This is a genomic window from Streptomyces sp. CB01635, assembly GCF_002803065.1.
GTDB lineage: Bacteria > Actinomycetota > Actinomycetes > Streptomycetales > Streptomycetaceae > Streptomyces.
This window is the reverse complement of record NZ_NNBL01000016.1, coordinates 117,007-142,222: the sequence shown is the minus strand read 5'-3', so window position 1 is coordinate 142,222 and position 25,216 is coordinate 117,007. Positions and strand designations below refer to the sequence as shown.

General features: G+C 70.5%; 23 protein-coding genes. 8 read left to right on the top strand and 15 right to left on the bottom strand.

Annotated elements, in window-relative coordinates:
* Complete coding sequence (locus tag CG723_RS30875) at positions 1-1,101, top strand: FecCD family ABC transporter permease (RefSeq protein WP_100596805.1); 1,101 nt, start codon at positions 1-3, stop codon at positions 1,099-1,101.
* 5 nt (positions 1,102-1,106) lie between these two features.
* Here the strand turns inward: CG723_RS30875 and CG723_RS30870 are convergent, their stop codons facing one another.
* Positions 1,107-1,991, bottom strand: coding sequence for a LysR family transcriptional regulator (locus tag CG723_RS30870; RefSeq protein WP_234374606.1), 885 nt, complete (start codon positions 1,989-1,991; stop codon positions 1,107-1,109).
* Between the two features lie 149 nt (positions 1,992-2,140).
* Between CG723_RS30870 and CG723_RS30865 the strand changes: the two genes are divergently transcribed.
* Both CG723_RS30865 and CG723_RS30860 read left to right on the top strand, forming a co-directional pair.
* Positions 2,141-2,980: an EamA family transporter gene (locus CG723_RS30865; protein WP_442802607.1), complete on the top strand. Its 840-nt coding sequence runs from the start codon at positions 2,141-2,143 to the stop codon at positions 2,978-2,980.
* A 13-nt stretch (positions 2,981-2,993) separates the two neighbouring features.
* The gene (locus CG723_RS30860) at positions 2,994-3,944 is read left to right on the top strand and encodes a LysR family transcriptional regulator (RefSeq protein WP_100596802.1); all 951 of its coding nucleotides are present in this window, start codon (positions 2,994-2,996) and stop codon (positions 3,942-3,944) included.
* A 22-nt stretch (positions 3,945-3,966) separates the two neighbouring features.
* On the opposite strand, the gene purU is transcribed toward CG723_RS30860, so the two are convergent.
* The 7 genes from purU to glyA form a co-directional block, all read right to left on the bottom strand.
* Positions 3,967-4,896, bottom strand: coding sequence for a formyltetrahydrofolate deformylase (purU, locus tag CG723_RS30855; RefSeq protein ID WP_100596801.1), 930 nt, complete (start codon positions 4,894-4,896; stop codon positions 3,967-3,969).
* A complete protein-coding gene (locus CG723_RS46490; protein WP_159032585.1) occupies positions 4,889-5,065 on the bottom strand; it encodes a hypothetical protein in 177 nt (58 codons plus the stop codon). Before CG723_RS46490 ends, purU begins: the two co-directional genes overlap by 8 nt.
* Before the next feature lie 64 nt (positions 5,066-5,129).
* Positions 5,130-5,759: a sarcosine oxidase subunit gamma gene (locus CG723_RS30850; RefSeq protein ID WP_100596800.1), complete on the bottom strand. Its 630-nt coding sequence runs from the start codon at positions 5,757-5,759 to the stop codon at positions 5,130-5,132.
* Positions 5,752-8,622, bottom strand: a complete 2,871-nt coding sequence (locus tag CG723_RS30845; RefSeq protein ID WP_100596799.1) for a sarcosine oxidase subunit alpha family protein — start codon at positions 8,620-8,622, stop codon at positions 5,752-5,754. Before CG723_RS30845 ends, CG723_RS30850 begins: the two co-directional genes overlap by 8 nt.
* A complete protein-coding gene (locus tag CG723_RS30840; RefSeq protein ID WP_100596798.1) occupies positions 8,619-8,924 on the bottom strand; it encodes a sarcosine oxidase subunit delta in 306 nt (101 codons plus the stop codon). Before CG723_RS30840 ends, CG723_RS30845 begins: the two co-directional genes overlap by 4 nt.
* 15 nt (positions 8,925-8,939) lie before the next feature.
* Positions 8,940-10,169 carry a sarcosine oxidase subunit beta family protein gene (locus tag CG723_RS30835; RefSeq protein WP_100596797.1) on the bottom strand — a complete coding sequence of 410 codons (1,230 nt, stop codon included), beginning with the start codon at positions 10,167-10,169 and terminating at the stop codon, positions 8,940-8,942.
* Positions 10,166-11,512, bottom strand: a complete 1,347-nt coding sequence (gene glyA / locus CG723_RS30830) for a serine hydroxymethyltransferase (RefSeq protein WP_199841952.1) — start codon at positions 11,510-11,512, stop codon at positions 10,166-10,168. The genes CG723_RS30835 and glyA overlap by 4 nt, the downstream gene beginning before the upstream one ends.
* 95 nt (positions 11,513-11,607) lie before the next feature.
* Here glyA and CG723_RS30825 point away from each other — a divergent pair, with 95 nt between their 5' ends.
* Both CG723_RS30825 and CG723_RS45925 read left to right on the top strand, forming a co-directional pair.
* Positions 11,608-12,279: a GntR family transcriptional regulator gene (locus CG723_RS30825; RefSeq protein WP_100596796.1), complete on the top strand. Its 672-nt coding sequence runs from the start codon at positions 11,608-11,610 to the stop codon at positions 12,277-12,279.
* A gap of 108 nt (positions 12,280-12,387) precedes the next feature.
* A complete protein-coding gene (locus CG723_RS45925; RefSeq protein WP_199841951.1) occupies positions 12,388-12,519 on the top strand; it encodes an aldehyde dehydrogenase family protein in 132 nt (43 codons plus the stop codon).
* 175 nt (positions 12,520-12,694) lie between these two features.
* Here CG723_RS45925 and CG723_RS30820 read toward each other — a convergent pair whose 3' ends face one another.
* Together CG723_RS30820 and CG723_RS30815 are read right to left on the bottom strand one after the other, a co-directional pair.
* Positions 12,695-13,075, bottom strand: coding sequence for a PaaI family thioesterase (locus tag CG723_RS30820; protein ID WP_234374612.1), 381 nt, complete (start codon positions 13,073-13,075; stop codon positions 12,695-12,697).
* 137 nt (positions 13,076-13,212) lie between these two features.
* The gene (locus CG723_RS30815) at positions 13,213-13,830 is read right to left on the bottom strand and encodes a LysE family translocator (protein WP_100596794.1); all 618 of its coding nucleotides are present in this window, start codon (positions 13,828-13,830) and stop codon (positions 13,213-13,215) included.
* 111 nt (positions 13,831-13,941) lie between these two features.
* Between CG723_RS30815 and CG723_RS30810 the strand changes: the two genes are divergently transcribed.
* Positions 13,942-14,394: an Lrp/AsnC family transcriptional regulator gene (locus CG723_RS30810; protein ID WP_100596793.1), complete on the top strand. Its 453-nt coding sequence runs from the start codon at positions 13,942-13,944 to the stop codon at positions 14,392-14,394.
* 70 nt (positions 14,395-14,464) lie between these two features.
* Here CG723_RS30810 and CG723_RS30805 read toward each other — a convergent pair whose 3' ends face one another.
* Both CG723_RS30805 and CG723_RS30800 read right to left on the bottom strand, forming a co-directional pair.
* Positions 14,465-16,018 carry an acetolactate synthase large subunit gene (locus tag CG723_RS30805; RefSeq protein WP_100596792.1) on the bottom strand — a complete coding sequence of 518 codons (1,554 nt, stop codon included), beginning with the start codon at positions 16,016-16,018 and terminating at the stop codon, positions 14,465-14,467.
* A gap of 212 nt (positions 16,019-16,230) precedes the next feature.
* Positions 16,231-18,999 carry an aminotransferase class I/II-fold pyridoxal phosphate-dependent enzyme gene (locus tag CG723_RS30800; protein ID WP_100596791.1) on the bottom strand — a complete coding sequence of 923 codons (2,769 nt, stop codon included), beginning with the start codon at positions 18,997-18,999 and terminating at the stop codon, positions 16,231-16,233.
* Between the two features lie 339 nt (positions 19,000-19,338).
* On the opposite strand from CG723_RS30800, the gene CG723_RS30795 reads away from it, so the two are divergent.
* Positions 19,339-20,139 carry an IclR family transcriptional regulator gene (locus CG723_RS30795; RefSeq protein ID WP_100596790.1) on the top strand — a complete coding sequence of 267 codons (801 nt, stop codon included), beginning with the start codon at positions 19,339-19,341 and terminating at the stop codon, positions 20,137-20,139.
* A 115-nt stretch (positions 20,140-20,254) separates the two neighbouring features.
* Here CG723_RS30795 and hutH read toward each other — a convergent pair whose 3' ends face one another.
* On the bottom strand, positions 20,255-21,793 hold the full coding sequence (hutH, locus tag CG723_RS30790) for a histidine ammonia-lyase (protein WP_100596789.1): 1,539 nt from the start codon (positions 21,791-21,793) through the stop codon (positions 20,255-20,257).
* Between the two features lie 189 nt (positions 21,794-21,982).
* A complete protein-coding gene (locus CG723_RS30785) occupies positions 21,983-23,446 on the bottom strand; it encodes an amino acid permease (protein ID WP_100596788.1) in 1,464 nt (487 codons plus the stop codon).
* A gap of 143 nt (positions 23,447-23,589) precedes the next feature.
* Here CG723_RS30785 and CG723_RS30780 point away from each other — a divergent pair, with 143 nt between their 5' ends.
* Complete coding sequence (locus CG723_RS30780; RefSeq protein ID WP_100596787.1) at positions 23,590-24,411, top strand: IclR family transcriptional regulator; 822 nt, start codon at positions 23,590-23,592, stop codon at positions 24,409-24,411.
* 25 nt (positions 24,412-24,436) lie between these two features.
* On the opposite strand, the gene hutC is transcribed toward CG723_RS30780, so the two are convergent.
* On the bottom strand, positions 24,437-25,186 hold the full coding sequence (hutC, locus tag CG723_RS30775; RefSeq protein WP_234374611.1) for a histidine utilization repressor: 750 nt from the start codon (positions 25,184-25,186) through the stop codon (positions 24,437-24,439).
* Between the last annotated feature and the right edge of the window lie 30 nt (positions 25,187-25,216).

Sequence of the window (25,216 nt, the reverse complement as noted above, 5' to 3'; positions counted from 1 at the left end):
ATGGGAACGTCGACCTGGGCCGAAGACGCGCGGACAGCGCAGTCACGGACCTGCGGACCGCAGTCCTCCTATCCCCGGTCCGCAGGGCTGCACGTCCTGCGGGCACGCGGCAACTCCCTTCTCTGGCACCGCCGTTCCGCTGTCGTTGCCGCAGGTCTGTGTCTCCTGCTTGCGGTGGTCATGGTCCTCGCCGCCTGCGCCGGGCAGGGCTGGGTGTCCCCGGCGGAAGTGCTCCACCTCCTCCGCGGTGGTCAGGGGCCCGACGCCCTCGTCGTACGGGAACTGCGCGTGCCGCGGATCGTGCTCGGGGTCCTCGTGGGGCTTGCGCTCGGGGCCGCCGGGGCGCTGGTGCAGTCGGTGACCCGTAATCCGCTGGCCTCGCCCGATGTCATCGGGGTCGGTCACGGGGCTGCCGCCGCCACGGTCCTCGCGCTCGCGACGGGGGTCATCTCGTCCCCGGGCGCGCTGCCTGCCGTCTCCGTCGCGGGCGGAATCGCGGCCGCCGCCCTCGTGTGGGCGGTCGCTCGGCGCGGCGGGATGAGGTCGAGCCGCTTCGTGCTGACGGGAGTCGGCGTCGGGGTCGCGCTCTCCGCCGTAGTCCAGCTCTATCTCACCGACAGCGAGTTGGAGCAGGCCGAGATCGTCAAACTATGGCTGACCGGCAGTCTCAACGGGCGCGGCTGGGACCAGGCCGGACCGCTCGGGCTCGTCCTCCTGCTCAGCCTGCCCGCCCTCGTGTGGGCGAGCCGCGCCCTTCGCCCCCTCGGACTCGGCCCCGACACGGCGGCCGCGCTCGGCTTTCGGGTGCGCCGGGCGCAGCTCGGCCTGACCGTCATCGGCGTGGTCCTCGCGGCGAGCGCGACCGGCGCCGCGGGTCCCATCGGCTTCGTCGCCCTGACGGCGCCGCAGCTCGCCCGCCTTTTGACCCGCACGCCCCAACTCCCGCTTGTGTGCTCGGCGTTGACGGGCGCCGTCACCCTGACGGCAGCCGACCTCGCCGCCCGCCTGATCCTCGTACCGCTCGAGCTTCCGGTGGGAGCACTGACCGCGCTGGTCGGTGCGCCCTACCTGTTGTGGCTGCTCGGCAGGTCTCACCGCTGATCCCTTCACACCTTTGGGCTTCCTGCGTCCTCTCGATAGAGGTCGGCCAGCAGGGCGACCGCGGCGTGGGTGGCGGGATGCGGGCTCTGTTGGGGCCAGATCAGGTGTACGGGGACGGGCTCGGTGTCGCGCAGCAGGCGATAGGCGATGCCGTCGCGACGGTACTGCGTGGCCGTGGACTGCGGAGTGACGCCGACGCAGCGGCCGGTGGCGATGGCGGCGAGCCAGTCGTCGACGTCCTGGATGTACTCCACGTGGGGACGGGCCCCTTCGGGCCACAGGTCCAGGGTGGTGGTGCCGGTGCGGCGGTCCACCACGAGGGTGCGCTCGCGGATCTCCGACAGGCGGATGCCGCGGCGCCTGGCCCACGGGTCGTCGGAGGCGAGGGCGACGTAGCGGCGCTCGTGCCCGACCAGGGCGTGAGCGTAGCGCCGGGTGTCGATGGCGGTCCTGATGACGGCCAAGTCGCACAGGCCCTCGGCGAGTCCGCCGGTGGGGGTGTTGTGACGGATCAGGTGGAGTTCGACGTCGGGGTAGCGGTCGCGCCAGCGGCGCTGGAACTCGGCGGTGTGCCGCCCCATCGCGGACCAGGCGTGGCCGATGCGCAGGCGCGTGTGACCGGTGGTGGCCTGGCGGACCAGCTCGTCGGCCTCGGCGAGCATGTGCCGGGCGCGGGCCAGGACCTCCACGCCGGCGGTGGTGGGGGCGACCGTACGGCTGGTGCGGTGCAGCAGTCGTACGCCGAGGATCCGCTCCAAGGTCAGCAGGGTGCGGGAGACGGACGCCTGGGAGACACCCAGCTCGATCGCGGCGTCGGTGAAGCTGCCGGTGTCGACGATCGCGACCAGGCAACGCAGGTGCCGCAACTCCAGATCCGGAGAACCATCCATACGTCCAGCGTATAGGTAGGGCGTCGGATGCATTTTGCGTATGGGCCCGTGAGGCGGATGGTCGCGTCATGGAAACCGATGTTCGCGCGGAGCCGACCGTGTCCACCGCACCACAGGTCGCCTCACCTCGCTGGTCCGGGGTGGCCCTGATGGTGGGCAGTGGCCTGTCCAACCAGCTCGGAGCGTCCGTCGCCGCACTCGCCTTCCCGGTCCTGGGACCGGTGGGTGTGGTCGCCGTGCGCCAATGGGTGGCCGCCGGGGTGCTGTTGAGCGCCGGGCGGCCGAACCTGCGTAAATTCACCGCCGCACAGTGGCGGCCGGTGGTGGGACTGGCCATGGTGTTCGCGACCATGAACCTGACGCTGTACATGGCGATCGACCGGATCGGGCTCGGTCTGGCGGTCACCCTCGAGTTCCTCGGGCCGCTCACCGTCGCCCTCGCGGGCTCCCGCCGTCGCGTCGACCTGGCCTGCGCTCTCGTCGCCTGCACGGCAGTACTGGTCCTCACCCGGCCCCGGCCCAGCACCGACTACCTCGGCATCGCCCTGGCCCTGCTGGCCGCCGTGTGCTGGGGCTGCTACATCCTGCTCAACCGCACCGTGGGGCAGCGCCTGCCCGGGATCGAGGGTTCTGCGGCCGCCGCACTCGTCTCCGGCGCGCTCTACGTGCCGGTCGGCATCACCGTCCTGTGCCTGCACCGGCCGACCGCAGCCGCACTCCTGTGCGCGCCGGCAGCCGGTGTGCTGTCCTCCGCGGTGCCCTTCCTCGCCGATCTGCTCGCGCTGCGGCGCGTCCCCGCCCACTCCTTCGGGATCTTCATGAGCGTCAACCCGGTGTGCGCTGCGCTGGTGGGCCTGGTGATACTCGGCCAGCACCTCGACCCGGCATCGTGGACGGCCATCGCCGTGATCGTTGCCGCGAACGCCGTGGCCGTGGGCACGGCAGCGCACCGGCCTCCGGCCCGTGACGACCACCCGGGCGCGGTGTGAATAGAGTGAGTGAGTGGATCTCAATGCTGTGCGCACCTTTGTCGCGGCCGCGGACGCCGGCCAGTTCCAGGAAGCCGCCGCAGCCCTGTCGATCACCCAGCAAGCCGTCTCCAAGCGCATCGCCGTGCTGGAAAAGGACCTGGGAGTACGGCTGTTCACCCGCACACCACGTGGCGCCGAGCTCACCATCGACGGCCAGGCGTTCCTGCCCCACGCCCGTGAACTCCTCCGGGCGGAGGACCGGGCCGATGCCTCCGTGCGCCCCGGCCGGCGCGCCCTGCGCGTCGACGTGATCAACCGGCGGATCGCTCCGGCGGTGCTTCTCCAGGACTTCTATCGCACGCGTCCTGACATCGAGCTCGACGTCGTGACCCTGAACGCCGACGTCGACACCGCGATCGCCGCCGTCGAAGCCGGGACGATCGATGCCACGTTCCACGCGATCACCGTCGCCGAGCATCACCTGCCGGCCTCGATCAGGACCACCCGAGTGATCGACGACCCGCACGAGCTTCTCGTCGGGCCCTCCCATCCGCTGGCCGATGCCGACAGCGTCACGCCCGCACAGCTCGCCGGACACCGCATCTGGATGCCCGGCATGGCACCCGGCACCGAGTGGGCCGACTACTACGACGAGTTCGCCGCCGCATTCGGGCTCACGATCGATGTCGTCGGGCCCGTTTTCGGGAACGAGGCGCTGCTGGACGAGATCGCCGACTCCGCCGACCTCGCGACCCTCGTGGGCGAAGGATCGCGCTATCTCTGGCCCGACAGTTATGACCTGCGGCGCATTCCGGTGCGGAACCCGACGCCGGTCTACCCGATGTCCCTGATCTGGCGCGGCGACAATCGGCATCCGGCGCTCGATGCGTTCCGCGCCCACCTGGAGGCGACCCGAGCGCAGACCCCGGACCCCGAGGTCTGGGAACCGACATGGAGACAGCGGACCGCCAGAAGGCCGTGAGACCCAAGGCAGTGTCCGCCCTTCAGCGGAGCACCACCGTGCGCCTTCCCTGGACGAAGACGCGGCCTTCGCAGTGCCAGCGGACGGCCCGCGCCAGGGCTGCCGATTCCGCGTCGCGGCCGATGGCGGCCAGGTCCTCGGGGGTGTGGCTGTGGTCGGCGCTGATGACCTCCTGGGCGATGATCGGGCCTTCGTCGAGGTCGGCGGTGACGTAGTGGGCCGTCGCGCCGACGAGTTTGACGCCGCGGTCATGGGCCTGGTGGTAGGGCTTGGCGCCCTTGAAGCTCGGCAGGAACGAGTGGTGGATGTTGATCAGCCGGCCGGGCAGCTGAGCGCACAGGCCGTCGGAGAGCACCTGCATGTAGCGCGCGAGCACGACGAGGTCGACGTCGAACGAGTCGATGAGCTCGAGGAGTTGGGCCTCGGCTTCGGGCTTCGTCGAGGCGGTCACCGGCACGTGGAAGAACGGGACGCCGTGCCAGGCGACGAGTGCCTCGTGGTCGCGGTGGTTGGAGACGACCGCGACCACGTCGATGGGCAGGTCACCGCTGCGAGTGCGGAAGAGCAGGTCGTTGAGGCAGTGGTCGTAGCGGGACACCATGATCAGCACGCGCCGCCGGGTGCTGACCGGTTCGATGTGCCACCGCATGGCGAAGGAGGCGGCCACGGCGGCGAAATCGTCGCGCATGGCCTGCGTGGTGTTCTCGCCGCCGGTGGCGGCGAAGTGCACCCGCATGAAGAAGTGGCCGTCCCGGCGGTCGCCGAACTGCTGGTTGTCGATGATGTCGCTGCCGTGCTCGACGAGGAACCGCGAGACGGCGTGGACGATGCCGGGCGCCTCGGGGCAGTCGAGAGTGAGGACGTGCTCGACCGGCGCCGTGGCGGGGCCGGTCGGCGAGGGGGCGGGGGAAGCGGGGACGGGGGACGCGGCGGAAGCCGGGGAATCAGTCATGGTGTCCGCATTCGGTGACGTTGACGGCGAGGCAGCCGCGGGCGGCCTCCTGGCATGTGGCCTTCATGTCCCGGCCGGTGTCGCACAACGTCGTGATGACCTTGGCGAGGCTGTCCGTGTACGTGGGGTGACCGGCCCGGCCACTGACGAAGCGCCGGGCCGCCCGCATCCGCCCCACCGTGCGAGAGGAGGGGCCGATGCGGACCGAGTGCGGGCCGATGCGCCCAGCGCGGTCAAGGCAGCTCGGGGCCGCGGTATTCGCTCATCGCGTCGATGAGCCAGCGCGCCAGGTAGTCGGCGAACGACGACCGCGGCAGCAGCCGGTACGTCGGCGCGTCGTCGACCTGCCAGAGCAGGACCGCGATCGGCCCCACCGTGGTCGGCACCGCCCGGCCCGGACCGAAGACCCGAGGATGCAGGTCCAGCGGGCAGCCCTTCTCCAGCACCTGCCGGGCGGCCGGGCCACTCAGTTCGAGGGTGGTGCGGTTCGCCGAGACGTCGACGACGGAGCCCGGATCCGCAGCGAGTGCCTCCCTCAACTCGGCGGCCGCAACGCCCTCTTCGGTCTGGGACAGCACGAGCCACTCGTCAGGACCGAGCCAGAACGCCGTGTGAGCGCCGGATGAGGTGGTCTCGCCGTGCTCGCGGGGGAGTGGTGCCCCCAGGGTCTTCTCGACGCGGATCGCCGCCGCGGACGCGGGGTTGACGCGCAGATTCACCATGCTGACGAAGGGCCACTCGGTCAGCCTGACGCCGCGGGCCCCGGTGACGGCGGCCTCCCGCATCCGCTCCTCGAGATGCGCCAGGGGGCTCACGCGCAGTGCCGACAGGCCTGTGCGCGCCTCGTTCGTGGGCTCAGCCATCGCGCTTGGTCCCTTCGGGGTCGTAGAGGACGGAGTCGGTGACCTCGACGGGCACCAGGTCGTCGCCCACCGGGGCGAGCAGGGTCGAGCCGATCCTGGCCCGCCCGCCGGCGACGAGGGCCAGGGCGAAGGGGCGGCCGAGGGCGGCACTGTGGTAGCTGGAGGTGACGTGGCCGAGCATGGGCACCGGCCCGGCCCCGGGGGTCAACGGCGTGTCCTGCGCGATGAGTTGGGATCCTTCGGGCAGCCGCGTCGTACGGTCGGTGGGCAGCAGGCCGACCAGCTGCTTGCGGTCGGCGCGCGTGGTGTCGGCGCGGGAGTAGGACCGGTTCCCGATGAAGTCCTTGCGCTTGGAGACCACCCAGTCCATGTTCGCGTCCTGCGGGGTGACGGTGCCGTCGGTGTCCTGGCCGACGATGATGAACCCCTTCTCGGCGCGCAGGACGTGCATCGTCTCGGTGCCGTACGGGGTGATGTCGTACGGCTGTCCGGCCTCGTGCACCTGCTCCCAGACGCTCCGGCCGTACCACGCGGAGACGTTGATCTCGAAGGCGAGCTCGCCGGAGAAGGAGATCCGGCAGACACGGGCCGCGATGCCGGAGGCCAGGGTCGTCTCGCGGAAGGCCATGAAGGGGAACGCCCCGGCGGAGACGTCGAGTTCGGGAGCCAGTTTCGCGATGACGTCACGTGACTTCGGGCCGACGACGGCGACCGTCGCCCACTGTTCGGTCACCGAGGTGCAGTGGACGTCGAGTTCGGGCCACTCGGTCTGCAGCCACTCCTCCAGCCAGTCCAGGACCCCGGCGGCGCCACCGGTCGTGGTGGTCATGAAGTAGCGGTTCTCGTCGAGGCGCAGCGTCACGCCGTCGTCGAAGATCATGCCGTCCGGCTTGCACATCACGCCGTAGCGGGCCATGCCGGGCTTGAGCTTCTTGAAGGCGTTGGTGTAGACGCGGTTGAGGAACTCGCCCGCGTCCGCGCCCCAGATCTCGATCTTGCCGAGGGTGGTGGCGTCCATGAACGCCACACCCTCACGGGCCGCGCGGCACTCGCGGGCGACGGCCGCGTCCATGTCCTCGCCGGGCCGGGGGTAGTACCAGGGCCGCTTCCACTGCCCGACGTCCTCGAACTCGGCGCCGTGGGCGACGTGCCAGCCGTGGATGGACGTGGTGCGCTCCGGGTCGAAAAGGTCCCCGCGCTCACGCCCGGCCAGGGCCGCGAAGGCCACCGGGGTGTACGGCGCCCGATAGGCGGTGGTGCCGATCTCGCCGGGTGACGCGCCCGCGCCGAGGGCTTCGGCGATCACGCCGATCGCGTTGACGCCGGACGTCTTGCCCTGGTCGTTCGCGGTGCCGAGGGAGGTGTAGCGCTTGACGTGCTCGACACCGCGCATGCCGGCGCCGGTGGACCGCCAGACGTCGGCGGCGGTGACGTCGCGCTGGAGGTCGACGAAGTGGGTGTCCCAGGTGCCGGGTTCGCCGGCGGGGGACGGCACCAGCCACAGGGCGCGGACGTCGGGGCGCGCGTCCTCGGACGGCGCCGCGGGTACCGGGACGGGGAACCCTGCCTCGGTCGCGGCCAGCGCACCGGCCCGTGCTCCTTCGGCCAGCGCCCCGTCGAGGCCGTGCGTCCCCTGCGCCGAGCCGACGATCTGCTGGTGCCGAACCGTGCCGTCGGGTACGAACGCGACCAGGTCGTCGTCCCAGCGCAGCTTTCCCTGGCGCTGGCTGTGCAGGTGGACCACAGGGCTCCAGCCGCCCGAGACGGCGAGCAGGTCGCAGTCGAACTCTTCGGCTTTGCCGACGAGTTGGCCATCGGCATCGAGAGCCTGGACGGTGACGCCGGTGAGCCGGGACTCGCCCGCGGTGTCGACCACCGCGCTGCCCGTGAGTACCCGAACGCCGGTAGTCGCCGCGATCTCGGCGGCCCGCTGTGACAGTTCGGGGCGCGCGTCCACGACGGCGGCGACGTCGATCCCGGCCGCGTGCAGATCGGCGACCGTGTCGTACGCGCTGTCGTTGGTGGTGCCGACCACGGCTCGCCTGCCCGGAGTCACGCCGTACCGGTTGATGTACGTGCGTACGGACGCGGCCAGCATCACGCCGGGACGGTCGTTGCCGGCGAAGATCAGCGGGCGCTCGTGCGCGCCGGTCGCCAGGACGACCTGGCGGACGCGGATGTGCCACAGCCGCTGGCGCGAGACGCCCGAGGACGGGTCGGGGGCGTCTGCGCCGAGGTGGTCGGTGCGCCGCTCCAGGGCGAGGACGTAGTTGTCGTCGTACGACCCGAACGCGGTGGTGCGCGACAGGACGGTGACCTCGGGCGCGGCATCGAGCGCCGCGCGGACCTCGGCAACCCACTCCGGTTGAGTGCGTCCGGACAGCAGCGCACCACCGAGCTCGGGCTGGTCGTCCACCAGGATCACCCTCGCGCCGGATTCGGCGGCGGCAGCGGCGGCCGAGAGCCCGGCCGGGCCCGCGCCGACCACCAGGACGTCGGTGTGGACGTACTTCTTGTCATAGACGGCGGGGTCGGGGGTCGGGTCGAGCCGCCCCATCCCGGACAGCGTCGTCGCGGACAGGCCGTCGTACAACTCCACCGTCGTAGCGGGGAGCATGCCCTCCGAACATGAACCGCCGAGCTGGACCAGGGCGTTGGGCTCCTCGACACCCGCCGAGACAATGCCGCGGGGACGGCCGAGGTAGAGCGACGGGGCGGCTTCCACGATGCCGTTCGCCAGCATGGCGGAGGCGAGGGTGTCGCCCGGGCGGCCGGTCAACTCCCGTCCGTCGAGGGTGAAGTGGAGGAGGGTGGTGCGGTCGACGCGGCCTGCGTCGCCGAGCCGGAACTGCTGGTCGGTCATCGCTGCTCTCCGGCCGGGTCGGTGACGTGGGGTTCGGGGCGCGGCTCGTCGAGCCGGTAGGTGGCGAGCACCTCGTAACTCACGGTGTCGCGCAGGGCGTTGAACCAGCGGCGGCAGCCGTGGCTGTGCATCCACCGCTCGGCGAAGGGGCCCTTCGGGTTGTCGCGGTAGAAGACGTACTCGGCCCACTGCCCGTCGTCGAGGTCGGCGGGGTTCTCGGGGTACGGAACGTGGGCCTGGCCCCCGTAGTGGTATTCGCTCTCGTTGTGGGGACCGCACCATGGGCAGTTGATCAGCAGCATCGCAGCAGCGTCCTCTCAGTGGGCCACGGCCGCGGCGCCGTGTTCGTCGATCAGTGCGCCCGTCGTGAAGCGGTCCAGGGCGAAGGGGGCGTTCAGCGGGTGCGCCTCACCCGTTGCGATGGTGTGCGCGAAGGTCCAGCCGGCGGCCGGCGTGGCCTTGAAACCACCCGTGCCCCAGCCGCAGTTGACGAAGAGGTTCTCCACGGGAGTGGCGCTGATGATCGGCGAGGCGTCCGGGGTGACGTCGACGATGCCGCCCCAGGTCCGCAGCACATGCGCCCGCGCGAAGATCGGGAACAGTTCGACGGCCGCGGCCATCTGCTCCTCGATCACGTGGAAGGAACCGCGCTGTCCGTAGCCGTTGTACGAGTCGACGCCCGCGCCCATCACGAGTTCGCCCTTGTGCGCCTGGGAGACGTAGACGTGGACGTGGTTGGACATGACGACGGTGGGGTGGACCGGCTCGTGCAGCTCGGAGACGAGCGCCTGGAGGGGGTGGGACTGGACGGGGAGGCGGATTCCGGCCCGCTCGGCGAGCACGCTGCTGTGCCCGGCGGCGGCGAGTCCGACCCGGCCGGCGTTGATGCGGCCGAGGTTGGTCTCGACACCCACGACCTTCTCACCGTCCTTGACGAAGCCGGTGACCTCGCAGCCCTGGATCAGGTCGACGCCCATCTCGTCGGCGCGGCGGGCGAGCGCCCAGGCCACGTGGTCGTGCTTGGCGATTCCCGCGCGGGGCTGGAAGGTGCCGCCGAGCACCGGGTACCGGGTGTCCGGCGAGACATTGAGGATGGGGCAGACCTCGGCGACCTGGTCCGGGTCGAGCCATTCGGCGTCGACTCCGTTGAGTCGGTTGGCGTTGGCGCGGCGCATGCCCTCGCGGACGTCCTGGAGGGTGTGCGCGAGGTTGAGAACTCCGCGCTGGCTGAACAGGAAGTCGTAGTCCAGCTCCTCCGGGAGCCCTTCCCACAGCTTGAGCGCGTGCTCGTAGATCGCCGCGCTCTCGTCCCACAGGTAGTTGGAACGGATGATGGTGGTGTTGCGGGCCATGTTGCCGCCGGCCAGCCAGCCCTTCTCCAGGACCGCGACATTGGTGATGCCGTGTTCCTTCGCGAGGTAGTAGGCGGTGGCGAGGCCGTGGCCGCCCGCGCCGACGATGACGACGTCGTACGAGGAGCGCGGCTCGGGATTGCGCCAGAGGAAGTCCGGGTGTTCCGGCAGCGTCGGCTGCGGCTGGGCGGTCATGCCGCGTCTCCGTTCAGGCGGGGCAGGCGGGGCAGGTGCGGGTATAGGGGAAAAGCGTGGGCGAGCTTCTCGACCCGGTCGCGCAGCAGGCCCGCCTGCTCCTCGCCGAGGTGCTCGGGCTTGAGCGCCCCCGCGATGATGTCGGCGACCTCACGGAACTCCTCGGCGCCGAAGCCGCGCGTGGCCAGCGCCGGCGTGCCGATGCGCAGGCCGGACGAGACCATCGGCGGGCGCGGGTCGAACGGCACCGCGTTGCGGTTCACGGTGATGCCGACTCGGTGCAGGCGGTCCTCGGCCTGCTGTCCGTCGAGCGCGGAGTTACGCAGGTCGACGAGGACCAGGTGGACCTCGGTGCCGCCGGTGAGCACGGTGATCCCGGCCTCGGCCACATCGTCGCTGAGCAGGCGCCCGGCCAGGATGCGGGCGCCGTCCAGGGTGCGCTGCTGGCGCTCCTTGAACTCCTCGCTCGCCGCCACCTTGAAGGCCACCGCCTTCGCCGCGATGACGTGCTCGAGGGGTCCGCCCTGCTGCCCGGGGAAGACCGCCGAGTTGATCCTCTTGGCGAGACCGGCTCGGCTGAGGATCACCCCGCCGCGCGGGCCGCCGAGAGTCTTATGAGTCGTGGTCGTGACAACATCCGCGTACGGAACGGGACTTGGGTGCAGTCCGGCCGCGACGAGCCCGGCGAAGTGCGCCATGTCCACCATGAGGTAGGCGCCCACCTCGTCGGCGATGCGCCGGAATGCGGCGAAGTCGAGGCGGCGGGGGTAGGCCGACCAGCCGGCGACGATCAGCTTGGGCCGGTGCTCGCGCGCGAGCCGCTCGACCTCGTCCATGTCGATGCGCAGGTCGGACTCGCCTACGTGGTACGGCACGACGTTGTAGAGCTTGCCGGAGAAGTTGATGCGCATGCCGTGGGTCAGATGACCGCCGTGCGCCAGGTCGAGGCCGAGGATCGTGTCGCCCGGGCTGAGGAGAGCGAACATCGCGGCGGCGTTGGCCTGGGCACCCGAGTGCGGCTGCACGTTCGCGGCCTCGGCGCCGAACAGGTCCTTGACCCGGTCGATGGCCAGCTGCTCGATGACGTCCACGTGTTCACAGCCGCCGTAGTAGCGGCGCCCCGGGTAGCCCTCGGCGTACTTGTTGGTCAGGACCGAGCCCTGGGCCTCCATGACGGCGGCCGGGGCGAAGTTCTCCGACGCGATCATTTCCAGCGTCGACTGCTGGCGGTGCAGCTCGGCGTCGACCGCGGCGGCGACGTCCGGGTCGAGTTCGCTGAGCGGGAGGGCCTGGAGTGAGGCGGGAGTCGTGGTCGTGGTGATCGACTGGGCGTCCGTTGCCATCTGCGCACCATTCTGAGAGCCGACTAATGAGCAACTGATATATCAGTCTGTGCGGTAAGGTATGGGACCTCGATGGGACAGGTCAAGGGGGCCTCGTGCAGCACGTGGCGACCGAGCCGGCAGTCGGTGGCGAGGAGCTGTCCCTCGCCGAGCGCGCCTACCGCGCCATCCGCGACCAGCTCGTGATGCTCGACATCCGCCCCGGCGCGCCCATCAACGAGGACCAGCTCGCGCAGTCCCTCGGCGTCGGCCGTACCCCGGTGCGCGAGGCGCTCAAGCGGCTCCAGTACGAGCGCCTCGTCGCCACGTACCCCAGGCGTGGCACCTTCGCCACCGACGTCAACATCACCGACCTGGCCCATATCTCCGAAGTTCGCCTGGAGTTGGAGCCCTTGGCCGCGGCCCGCGCGGCGCGGCGGGCCACGGCCGAGGACCGTGCGGCCCTGACGGTCGTACGGCGCGAGCTGGCTGGCGTGGACCCCCGGCAGGGCAACGCGGCCGAGCTGATGCACCTGGACCTCAAGGTCCACCGTGCCGTCTACGCCGCCACGCACAACCCGTACCTGGAAGACACCCTCATCCGCCACGACAACCTGGCCACGCGCATCTGGTGCCTGTTCATCGACCGGCTCGCCGACATGGCCGGCCACGTCGAGGAGCACGGACCGCTGATCGACGCGATCGTCGCCGGTGAGGCGGACGCGGCGGCCCAGATCGCCCGTGCGCATGTCGAGGGTTTCGAGCGGGCTGTGCGCGACGCCATCTGACCGTGGCTTGTGGTCGGCCAGGGCGCCAACTCGCTTGTCGGGGTGGCGAGTCGACGATGGCCTGATCCGGCGGAGGCTCTCCGGCCGGTGTCGGGCGGCTGCGCGACCATGCGTGCCTCGACCGGAGGCGGTGGCATCGACCGGCCCGGCTACTTCTTAGCCCCGACCTTGCTGGTCGACGTGCCCGAAGGGGCCGAAGCCGCCCGAGAGGAGATCTTCGGCCCGGTCGTCACGGTCTAGACCTCACCATGCACGTCATGCACCATCCATCACACCCGCTGCCCCCCCGTGGCCGGTCGCGGAGGGGCGCCGAACTCTCACCCTAAAGATGAGGTTGAAGGAACACTCGATGAGAGGCGTGGACGAGTCCGGCCGGCAGCGCCCGGTGCCTGCCGGCGGTACGGTCCCTGCCTGATCACTGCTCGGCGGTCCTGTTCACCCGGATCAGTGTCTGCTGTCCGTTGGCCACGAGCTTGCGTGTGCCGTCGTCCTGAGCGGCAAAGACCTCCAGCTGACACACGGTCAGGGTTCGGCCGGCCTTGAGAACGGTTCCGATCGCCTCAAGGTGGTCCCCGAGGGCGGGCGCGAGCAGGTTGATCTTGTATTCGACCGTGAGCACCTCGGTGTTCTCGGGGAACAGGGTGAACGCCGCGTAGCCGCCCGCGCTGTCGGCGACGGCACTGGTGGCGCCGGCGTGGAAGTAGCCGTGCTGCTGTGTGACTTCAGGCCGGGCCGGGAGCGCGATGTGCACGACGCCCGGTGCGATGCGGGTGAGCCGTGCACCGAGGTGGGCCATGAGGCCCTGGCGGGCAAAACTGGCCCGGATGCGCTCCTGCACCTCGGTGCTTGCCTGCTCCTGCTGCTCGTGGCCTGCCACGTGTTCTCCTTCGTCGGACATCGGGTTCTGCGGGTGAGTTCTGTGAGCCGCCTTCGTCAGACGGCCAGGCGTTCGGCGAGAAGGAAGCCGCCGATGACGATCATCATGGCGCCGGAGGCGCGGGTGACGGTCCGGGCTGCCGAGGGCCGGGTCCTCAGGACAGTGCGGGCGAGAACGCCGACCGCGAGGTAGACGACGGCGCACGCCGTCATGTGGAGCGCGCTGAGCAACCCCGTCTGCGCGGCGACCGGCCAGCCGTCCGCGGGGCGGATGAACTGCGGGAACAGCGAGAAGTACAGCAGCAGCGCCTTGGGGTTGAGTCCGCTGATCCCAGCGCCCTTGAGGATGATCTGCCCGCGCGAGGTGGCCATCGGCTCGGTGGACGCGCCCAGGACCGCCGGCCGCCGCAGAACGCCCCAGCCCAGCCACATCAGGTAGACGGCGCCGGCGACTGTGAGCGCGGTGAGGGCGGTCGCCGAACTCGCCACGATCGCCACCAGGCCCACGACAGCCAGCAGGGTGTAGCCCATGTATCCGGCTATCAGCCCGGTGACCGCCGGGACGACCGACCGGGCCCGCAGCCCTGCCGAGATCGCGTAAGCCCAGTCCGCGCCCGGAGTGAACACCAGCAGAAGATCCACCGCCAGAAATGCCGCCACTGTTGTCGTGTCCATCAATCGGTCCCTCTCGCGTTCCGTGCTTGAGAGGGAAGATTAGGTGTGATCTGCCCGAAAGTGTTCCTGCCTTTACTCCGTGATCTCGTCATCTGAGGGAGAATCTTCCTCATGGACGCCATGGATCGGAAAATTCTTACCGAGCTGCAGTTGGACGGCCGCCTGACCATCACCGAGCTGGCCGCCCGCGTACAGCTGAGCGTCTCGCCCTGCCACCGCCGGTTGCGGGATCTCGAACGCGAGGGCGCCATCCGCGGCTATCGCGCCGTCGTTGACCCGGCGGCCGTCGGCCTGGACTTCGAAGCCCTGGTCTTCGCGACCCTGCGCTGGGAGCACCGCGACACCGTCACCGCCTTCGAGGAGGCCGTGAGCGCCATCCCTCACGTCATCCAGGCGCAGCGCCTCTTCGGGGATCCGGACTACCTGCTGCGCGTCGCCACCGCAGACCTCGCTGCCTACCAACAGCTCTACGACCAGCAATTGGCCCAACTCCCCGGCGTGCAGCGCCTGACCTCCACCCTCGTCATGAAGAACGTGGTGCAGGACCGGCCTCTGCCCGAGTAGCCGTGTCGAGGTGCGGGTGCCTCGGCGTGCACTGACCGGCCGGTCTGGCGGGACCCTACGGAGCAGCGCCCTACAGGTGAGGCGGGACCACGGCGTCGATCAGATGGGGGCCCGGTTCCGCGAACGCGCGGCGGAGCTGCTCGGCGAGTTCCTCGCAGGTGGTCGCTCGTGACGACGGGACACCCATCCCTTCCGCGATCTTGGCGAAGTTCAGGTCGGGCGAGGAGAGATCGAGCAGCGTCTTCGCGGCTGGGCCCGAGAGGTCGGCGCCGACCCGCAGCATTTCGAGGCGCAGTACGGCGTAGGCACTGTTGTTCAGGATGACGGTGGTGACGTCGAGGTTCTCGCGGGCCTGGGTCCACAGGGCCGAGATCGTGTACATCGCACTGCCGTCGGCCTCCAGGTTGATGACCGGCCGGTCCGGTGCCGCGATCGCCGCCCCGGTGGCGACCGGGATGCCCTGCCCGATCGCGCCGCCGGTCAGGGTGAGGACGTCGTGCCGGGGCGCGCCGGCCGTCGCCGCAGGCAGGGCCGCGCCGGAGGTGTTCGCCTCGTCCGAGATGATCGCGCCGGCGGGGAGCAGGGCGCCGATGACTTCGGCCCAGTTGTTCGCGGTGAGGGGGCCGCTCGGGAGGGACGGGAGGGCGGGCTCGGCCAGGGTCGGCAGCGTGTCCGCGGCCACTCGCTCGGCCAGCGCTTCCAGAGCGGCGACCACGTCCTGGGACGGATCGGCGAGGGTGTGCACCTGGGCGCCCTCCGGTACCAGGTCGCTCGGTTTGCCGGGGTAGGCGAAGAACGACACCGGCGAGCGGGTGCCCGCCACGATCAGGTGTTTGACGCCGTCGAGTTGGCGGACGGCCTGCTCGGCGAGGTAGCGGAGGCGCTCGATGGCGGGCAGGCCCGCGCCGCGCTCCAGCCGAGCGGGGAAGGTCTCCACCAGTGCACGCACGCCGGTGGCGTTCGCGATCCGACTGGTCGCGACGAGGCCGGGCTCACGGCAGGCCGCGCCGCCGATCAGGAGCGCGGCGGGTTCGCCGCTGCGCAGGATGTCGGCGATGGATGACACCGTCTGCGGATCGGGAGCCGCAGAAGTGCGCGAGGGCTGCGGTTCGGCGACCTGACCGCCCTCGTCCCAGGACGCGTCGGCGGGCAGGATCACCGTCGCGACCTGTCCCGGCGCCTCCATCGACGCCGCCACCGCGGCAGCGGCGTCGGCCCCGACCTCCGCGACTTGGCCGCTGCGCCGCACCCAGCCGCTCACCGAACCTGCCACCGGCTCGATGTCGGACTCCAGAGGAGCGTCGTACTTCTTGTGATGGGTGGCGTGGTCGCCCACCACATTCACGATGGGGGTGTGGGCCCGGCGCGCGTTGTGGAGATTGGCCAGCCCGTTGCCGAGGCCGGGGCCCAGATGGAGCAGGGTGGCGGCCGGCTTGCCGGCAATACGCGCGTATCCGTCGGCGGCCCCGGTGACGGCACCCTCGAACAGGCCGAGCACGCCGCGCATTTCGGGTACGGAGTCGAGCGCAGCGACGAAGTGCATCTCCGATGTGCCGGGGTTGGCGAAGCACACTTCGACACCGGCACCGACGAGAGTACGGATCAGCGACTGCGCGCCGTTCATGGGCGGCCTCTCCGTCGCGGCTGTCTGCGCTGTCTGCCAGGGCTGACGCCGGCGACTGTCTGGTGTGGGATACGCGAGGGGGTGGGTGACCTGCCTCGTGGATACTAAGCGGTCGGTAATTCCCGTGTCGAGGCATTGACCCTGGTCCCGTGCCCGCACCGGATTCGTCGAAGCCGGACGAGAAGGGCGCTCCGGCACGGGGACCGGACCGATCAGGCCGCCGCCCAGGGGCCGTTGCCGGACTCGAGGAGCGTCTGCTGCTCCTTCAGCGCCTGCTCGGTGAAAACCCGGTAACCGGTCTCAGGCCGGTATCCGTGGATCTCCCGGGTGTCGAGGGCCCGCATGTAGTCGAGTACGGCTTCGTTGACGACCTGCCCGGGGACCAGCACGGGGAACCCGGGCGGGTACGGCGTCACAAACGTGGCCGACACGACGTCCCGGCCGCCGGCCATGCCCTCGCGTACCTCGTCCGCCGACAGGTACTCGCACTGTGTCTCGTCGTACGCCAGGTAGAAGGCCCGGCGGATGTCCCCTTCGGGGGTACGGCCTCCCGGTCGGAAGGCGGCATGGAAGGCGCTGAAGTCGGGCAGGGCGACGACCGTGTCCCGGACGGCATCGGCGTCCGGCCTGCGCAGAGCGGGCGGGCCCAACTCGTCCTTGCGGTCCTCCAGTTCCTCGACGATCTTCAGGAGCACCTCGATGAGGTAGGCGACGGCGCTGCGCGTGGTGCCGATGTTCGTCATGAACAGCAGCGTGTTGCGGGTGCTCTTGTTGACCTGCACCCCGTAGCGGTCCATCAGGTACTCGTGCTTGAACGTGTCCCCGTCGATGCCCGTGAGACCGATGTGCAGGGTCGCCCGCGTCGGGTCGAGCACGAACTCGTCGTCCTCCCACGCCGCCGACATCCGCGCCAGACCGGTCCGCAGCGGCTGTTCCACGCCGGAGGCCCGGAACTCGCCCGGGATCAGGTCGGGTGTCGTCAGGAAGCGCAAGTAGCGGCTGAGCACCGGGTGCTGATCGATCGCGTCGCGCAGCACTCCTGCTTGTTCGAGCTGCTTCTGCACCAGCTCGAAGCCCTCCAGCGCGGCCTGTCTTCGGCCCAGGTCGAGGGAGGCGAGGATCTGGTAGTTGGGGGAGGTGGAGGTGTGCGTCATGTACGCCTCGCGGAACGTCTCCGCCGTGCGGTGGCTGAAGTCCTGGTCGAAGACGTGAATCATGGAACCCTGGCGCAGCGACGTGAGGGTCTTGTGGGTCGACTGTGTGGCGTACACCCGGACCCGGGCCTTGGCGGGGTCGGGGACGAGGCGGTGGTCGAGGAGTGTCTCGTCGTCGGGGTCGTCCCCCAACTCCCGCTGCTGCAGGGCGTACCGGTCGGCGAGGTCCTGGCCGCGCAGGCTTGCCGTGAGGGTGCGGGCAGCGGCCATGGCGGTGCGCCGGCGGTAGACCGGGTGGAAGCGGGCGAAGGCGAACCATGCCTCGTCCCAGAGGAACGCCAGATCGGGCTTGAGTGCCAGGCACTCCTCCATCACCCGCGTCGGGTTGTAGACGATGCCGTCGAAGGTGCAGTTGGTCAGCATCAGCATCTTGACGCGGTCGAGGAGCCCGGCCCGCCGCAGCTCCAGCAGCTTGCGCTTGATCTCCTTCACGGGCACGGCGCCGTACATGCCGTAGCGGTCCAGGGGATAGGCGTCGAGGTAGACCACCTGGGCGCCGGCGAGCATCAGTCCGTAGTGGTGGGACTTGTGGCAGTTGCGGTCCACCAGGACGATGTCGCCCGGCCGCACCAGGGCCTGTACGACGACCTTGTTGGCGGTGGACGTGCCGTTGGTGACGAAGTACGACTGCCGGGCGCCGAACGTCCTGGCGGCGAGGTCCTGGGCTTCCCGCAGCGGGCCCGTCGGCTCCAGCAGGGAGTCGAGGCCGCCCGAGGTGGCGGAGGTCTCGGCGAGGAAGATGTTCAGCCCGTAGAACTCGACCATCTCAGGGATCCAGTGCGAGGTCAGCAGCGAGGTTCCGCGGGAGATGGGCAGGGCGTGGAAGACACCGGTCGGGCGTCTGCTGTGTGCTCTGAGCGCGGTGAAGAACGGTGCGCGGAAGCGTTCGCGGACGCCGTGCAGGATCGACAGGTGGAGTTCGAGCAGCCCTTCGCGCGCGTGGAAGACCCGGGCGAATCCGCTGCTCAGCACGCCGGCGATCCGTTCCACCGAGCCGTCGGTCATGAGATAGAGGTCGATCTCGGGCCGCAGTTCGAGGAGCCGCGCGCCGAGCGCCTGAGCCCGCTGCTCGTAGGGCCCGTCCTGCGCGTACGGGTCGACCGGCGGCTGTTCGACGAGGCCGGCGACGACGCTCAGGTCGTACGGGGACCGGTCGGCGAACCTCCGGTGGATGACCACGGCTTGCAGACCGGGGTTGACCAGGACCGCCATCGCCGCGTCCTCGAAGCTGGGCGCGACGACGATCTCGTACACGAACTCGTCCTCGGCGCGGCGCCGGCCGCGCAGCGAGACGCGCAGCGCCTCCTCCTCCGCCGCGGTCAGTTCGCCGACGACGAGGACCTCGAAGTACGGCTTGGGCGTTGTCCCGCCCGGCAGCGGCTCTTCCCCGGCCGGAGCGGTCGGTTCGGCCGGGCGGGGCGTCGCGCCGCGGTACGACTCCGTGCCGAGGGCGCGATGCAGTTCGTCCGTGCGCCGGGCCAGGCCGTACCGGTCCTCGGCCGTGCGCAGGCGACGCAGTTCGGCGAAGGCGGTCTTGCCGGGGAAGGCCCAGCAGTTCTCGATCGGCAGCAACTGCCGGAAGAGTCCGTCCAGGAGCTCCTGCGTCGACTGCCGGTGGGCTGCGCCGGAGGTGTCGGACGCCCACTGGCGTGCGAGTTCGGTCAGCGAGCTCCAGGCGTCGGCACGCAGCTGACGGACGCTGCTGTACACGCCGGCGACCGGTGAACCGGACGCCCCAGCAGGCGGATTGGCGGGTGTGTCACCCATCGTGTGGCTTCCTTGGTTGTGACGTCGTGTCTCGGGACGGCGGAGATCGAACGGGGGGCGCGGGATTCCTCACGTGGGCGGGACGACGCGCTGGCCGGCGCTGGCGAGGGGAACACGGGAGCGGTGGGCGAGGTGCCTGATCCGTGGGCACACGGCCGGGCAGCGGATGAGTGAGTGCCCGGCGCGGACGGCGTTCCATCGCTCGTCCGCACCGGGGGCTTCCATCAAGCACCAGGCGCCGGGGGCCGTGCCAGGGCCGCCGCCTGCAATGCGTCTCGTATCCCAGACTTCGCCCGGGTGGTCCGCGGCGGCGCCTGCGCGCGGACGTAACCTCCCGGTATGTCTTCCGTTCCCGCCGCCGCCCAGGTGCTGGCCATCCTCCGCTATCTCGCGGGCCAGGCAGGGCCCGTACCCGCCGCGGCGATCAGCCGTGACGTCGGGCTTCCCCGCTCGACGACTTACCACCTGCTCGACACCCTGGCGCGCGAGGGATTCGTCGTGCACCTGCTGGAGGAGCGACGCTACGGATTGGGCGTCAGCGCCTTCGAACTCGCCTCCGGATACAGCAGGCAGGCGCCTTTCCAGCGCCTGGCGCGGGTGCCGCTGGCGAAGCTCGTCGACAGCACGGGCCACAATGCGCACCTCGCCGTACTGCACGGCCGCGAGGTCATCTACGTGATCGAGGAACGGGCGCCGGGACGTGCCCCGTTGGTGACCGAGGTGGGTGTGCGGCTGCCGGCCCACCTCACCGCAAGCGGCCGGGCGGTCCTGGCCCGGCTGCCGCAGGCACAGGTGCGGGCCCTGTTCCCCGACGCGTCGGCCTTCGTCCTGCGCAACGAGTCGGGTCCCGGCTCGCTGACCGCGCTGCGCCAACTCCTCGTGGAGGCACGCCGACGCGGGTACGCCACGGAGGACGGCGAGGTGACACCGGGCTTCGCGTCCGTGGCGGCCGCGGTCCTCGACCACGGCGCACACCCCGTCGCCGGGGTGGCGGTCACCTTTCGCGGCGACGAGGTCGGGGCCGAGCAACAGCGCCGGATCGCCGCGCAGGTGACCCGTACCGCGAACCAACTGAGCCGGCGCATCGGCGGGGTGGCCGACGCGACCGCTCGTACGCGGGTGGCGGGACACCTCGCGTAGAAGCCGAACTCCCGCCGCCGGACGGGCCGGCGGCGGGAGTTCGGTCTGCTCGGACCAGGTCGCAACGGTCCCAGGGACCGGGTCCGAGTGATCACAGGAACCAGGTCCGATCGGTTCAGCTCAGCGGACCGGTCACCGACTCGGCGGCCGCGAGGGCGCCGCCGGTGGCCACGAACTGCACGGCGGCTTCGATCTCGGGAGCGAGGTACCGGTCCGTGCCGGGGCCCTCGACATCGCGGCGTAGTCCGGCCAGGACGGCCGCCGTGGCGGGCGCCGGGGCCAGGGGGCCACGAAGGTCGAGCGCGCGGGCCGCGGTGAGGATCTCGACCGCCACCACACGGGTCAGGCCGTCGATGGCGCGGCGCAGCTTGCGGGCCGCGGCCCACCCCATGGAGACGTGGTCCTCCTGCATGGCGCTGGAGGGGATGGAGTCGACCGAGGCGGGCGCGGCGAGGCGCTTGAGCTCGGAGACGATGCCCGCCTGGGTGTACTGGGCGATCATGTGGCCGGAGTCCACGCCCGGGTCGTCGGCGAGGAAGGCGTTGAGGCCCTGGTTGCGCGCGACGTCGAGGAAGCGGTCGGTGCGGCGTTCGCTGACCGAGGCGACGTCGGCGACGGAGATGGCCAGGAAGTCCAGGACGCAGGCCACGGGCGCGCCGTGGAAGTTGCCGTTGGACTCGACGCGACCGTCGGGCGTGACGACGGGGTTGTCGATGGCGCTGGCCAGCTCACGCGAGGCGACCGTCTCGGCGTGCGCCAGCGTGTCACGGGCGGCGCCGTGGACCTGCGGCGTGCAGCGCAGCGAGTAGGCGTCCTGGACCCGGGTGCACTCAGGTCCGCGGTGGCTCGCGACGATCTCCGAACCCTTGAGGAGAGCGGTGAGGTTGGCGGCGCTCGAACCCTGGCCCGGATGCGGGCGCAGGGCCTGGAGGTCGGCGGCGAACACGGCATCGGTGCCGAGCTGTCCCTCGACGCTCATGGCGGCGGCGATGTCGGCGGTGCGCAGCAGCATCTGCAAGTCGTGCGCGGCCATGACGAGTTGGCCGAGCATGCCGTCGGTGCCGTTGATGAGGGCCAGGCCCTCCTTCTCGTGCAGCGTGACGGGGGAGAGACCGGCGGCGGCGAGCGCGTCCGCGGCGGACATCAGGTCGCCCTTCGCGTCCCGCACCTGGCCTTCGCCCATGACGGCGAGGGCGCAGTGGGCGAGCGGGGCGAGGTCGCCGGAGCAGCCGAGCGAGCCGTACTCGTGGACGACCGGCGTGATGCCGGCGTTGAGCAGGTCGGCGTAGGCCTGGGCGGTGTCGGGGCGCACACCGGTGCGGCCGGTGGCGAGCGTCGACAGGCGCAGCAGCATGAGGGCGCGGACGACCTCGCGCTCGACCTCGGCGCCGGAGCCGGCGGCGTGCGAGCGCACGAGGCTGCGCTGGAGCTGGGCGCGCAGTTCGAGCGGGATGTGACGGGTGGCCAGGGCGCCGAAGCCGGTCGAGACGCCGTAGTGGGGCACGACGTCGTTGGCGAGGTTCTCGACCACCTTGCGGCTCTGGGCTATCTCGCCCAGGGCTTCGTGGGTGAGGGTCACGCGGGCCCCGTGCCGGGCGACGGACACGACATCGGCGACGGAGAGGGGGCCGACCCCTACGAAGGTTTCGTTCATGACTCCATGAAGCCCGAAAACGGAACCTCTTCGTCAGTGGCTGCGGAGGGTTACTGTCTGGGATCCCAGACAGTTGCCGCAAGCGCCGGAATCTCGCGCAGATCGCAGCTGCGCGGGCGGTCTCGACACCACGCAAAAGGGCCGGCGGAACCGTCGCTCTCGCGGTTCCGCCGGCCCTTGCTGTCGCCGTTATCGCTGGTGCACGGGCTCCGCACCGGCCCTGGAATCGATCTCGTCCGAGGGTTCCTTGCCCTCCCCGTGTACGACCTGCGGCGCGGCGTCGGCCAATGCCGCCCGCCGGGCACGGGGACGCAGCCACAGGTAGTACACGCACGTCATCAAGGACAGCCACACACCGCCGACGAGCAGCGCGATCCGGGTGCTGTCCGAGAACGCGAGGAGCACCACCACGCCGACCATGAAGGCGATGGTGATGATCTGGCCGTAGGGCCAGAACGGCGCCGGGTACTTCAGCGTGGCGACCTCCTGCGGGGACATCTTGCGGCGGGCGCTGACCTGGGACAGGAGGATCATCAGCCAGACCCACACCGTGGCGAAGGTCGCGATGGAGGCGATGACGAGGAACACCCGCTCGGGCATGAGGTAGTTCAGGACGACGCCGCAGAGGAGTGCGCCGATCATGATGACGACGGTCATCCACGGCACACCGTTGCGGGACAGGCGGCGCATGACGGACGGAGCCTGGTTGCGCTCGGCCATGCCGTACATGATGCGTCCGGCGGCGAAGATGTTGCTGTTGATCGCGGACAGGGCCGCGATGATGACGACGACGTTCAGCACGGCGGCCGCGGAGGCGACGCCGAGTCCGGCGAAGATCTCGACGAACGGGCTGCCCTTGTCGCCGATGTGCTGCCACGGGTTCAGCGACATGAGCACCGCGAGCGTCAGCACGTAGAAGAGCACGATGCGGATGGGGATCGAGTTCACGGCGCTCGGAATGGTCTTCTCCGGGTTCTGCGCCTCGCCGGCGGTGACCCCGATGATCTCGGTGCCGCCGAAGGCGAACATCACCACGGCGAAGCACAGGACCAGGCCCTGGATGCCGTTGGGCATGAACCCGCCGTTGCTCCACAGGTTGGAGATGCCCGCGCCGCCGTTGCTGCCGAAGCCGAAGACGATGATCGCCAGGCCGGCGAGGATCATCGCGATGATGGCGACGACCTTGGCGAAGGAGAGCCAGAACTCCAGCTCACCGAAGACCTTGACGCTGAACAGGTTCATCGCGCCGATGATGCCGACGGCCGCGAGGAGCCAGATCCACCGCGGCACGTCGGGGAACCAGAAGCTCATGTAGACGCCGAGCGCCGTGATGTCCGCCAGACAGACGAAGACCATTTCGAGGGCGTACGTCCAGCCGGTGAGGAATCCCGGCAGCGGTCCGAGGTATTTTGTCGCGTATTCGCCGAAGGATCCGGCGCACGGGCGGCTCACCGCCATCTCGCCCAGTGAACGCAGGACGAGGAAGACCGCGGCGCCACCGATCAGATAGGCCAGCAGGACGGCGGGCCCCGCCGCCTTGATGGACTCCGAGGAGCCGTAGAAGAGACCGGTCCCGATCGCGGAACCCAGGGCGATGAAGCGTATGTGCCGGGATTTGAGCCCGCGCTGCAGGGACGTGGTGTCGGTGGACAAAGCAGGTCCTCCTTGGGAACGCCGAGTTCCGGGTGAGGTGGCGGGGCTGAATCACTTGCCGGTCGACGGCGTTCGTCAGCACTCCCGCATGACGAAGGCCCTTGTATATTCCTGTATATACAGATGAGTCAAGAGGTGGACCAATGGGTGAACGGACAACGGCGTCCAGTGCCTCACCGGCCGTCGGCCGCGCGCTGGACATCCTGCTGCACCTCGCCGGACGCTCGGGCCCCGTCCAGGCCGCGGCCCTGGCCCGCGAACTCGACATCCCCAGATCGTCCGCGTACCACGTCCTCTCGGTCCTGGTGGACCGCGGTTTCGTCACCTATCTCCCCAAGGAGCAGGCGTACGGTCTCGGGGTCGCGTCCTTCGAGATCGGCTCGGCCTATCTGCGCCACGAACCCCTGGAGCGCCTCGCGCGCCCCATCCTGCGCAGCGCCTCGGCCCGTCTCGGACAGACCGTGCACCTGGGCATCGTCCACGGCGCGGAGACCGTCTACCTGCTCAAGGAACGGCCAACTTCGACCCGGTCCGGCGACGCGGACATCTCCCTCGTCACCGACGTCGGCGTCCGGCTGCCCGCCCACCTGACCGCCAACGGGCGCGCCATCCTCGCCCACGCGTCCCCGGCCCAACTCCGGGCCCTCTTCCCCCGGCAGGCGGATCTCATCACCCGTACCGGCAAGGGACCCCGCTCTCTGTCCGAACTCCTCGACCTGCTGGCCCGCGACCGCGCACGCGGCTGGTCCGAGGAGGTCGAGCTGGTCTCCGAAGGCTTCCGGTCGCTGGGCGTCGCGGCCTTCGACCACAACGAACGGCCTGTCGCCGCACTCAGCAGCACCTGGCAACGGCACTACAGCCGACACGACGCCGACCACGTCCGCGAGGTCCTGGAGCAGGGGGCAGCACGGCTGACGGCCGCGATGTCCGGCCGACGCCCCCACGCGGGCACGCGGGCACTCTGAAGGCAGACCGACGGCAGAGCCCGACTCAGTGCGCGTCGAACGTCCCCACCAGGCGGTACCGGGACCCGGGATGAATCAGCCGCGCGACGCTCACGACAGCATCCCCGGACCAGGTGCGGCGCTGGATCAGCAGACACGGCTCGGACGGCCCGATGCCGAGGATCTCGCATTCCTCCGCGGACGGCAGGACCGCCTCGACGATGTGCTCGCCCTTGCCCAGCGGGGCGACCTCGGACAGGAACGTGAACGGCGTACCCGCGGTGAAGTCCTGGTCGAGATAGCCGGGGGCGAAGTCCGGGTGGACGTAACGGTCCTCCAGCTGGACCGCCGCACCGTCCTCCAGGTGCACGACACGTGAGCGGAACGCGCTGCGCCGCCCGTCGAGGCCGAGCTGTGCGCCGATCTCGGGGTCGGGGAGCTCCTCGCGCAGGGACAGCACCCTGGCCGAGTAGTCATGGCCGCGGCCCCGGACCTCATCGGCGATGTTGTGCACCCCGGCCAGCGCGGAGCTGCTCTTGCGCCGCGCCACGAACGTGCCCACGCCCATGACACGCCGGAGCAGGCCGTCGGCGCTCAGCTCGCGCAGGGCCCGGTTGATCGTCATCCGGGACAGGCCCAGCGACTCGACGAACTGACTCTCCGAGGGAAGCGCCTCGCCCTCGCCCCAGCGGCCACCCACGATCTCCCCGGCCACGAGGTCCTTGATCCGCTGATAGGCCGGGGCGGAACCGGGCGTCTGCCGCGCATAGAGCCGGGCGATCTCCGCAGCGTCCACGACCAAGCCGTCCACCGTCCTCGTACCCCA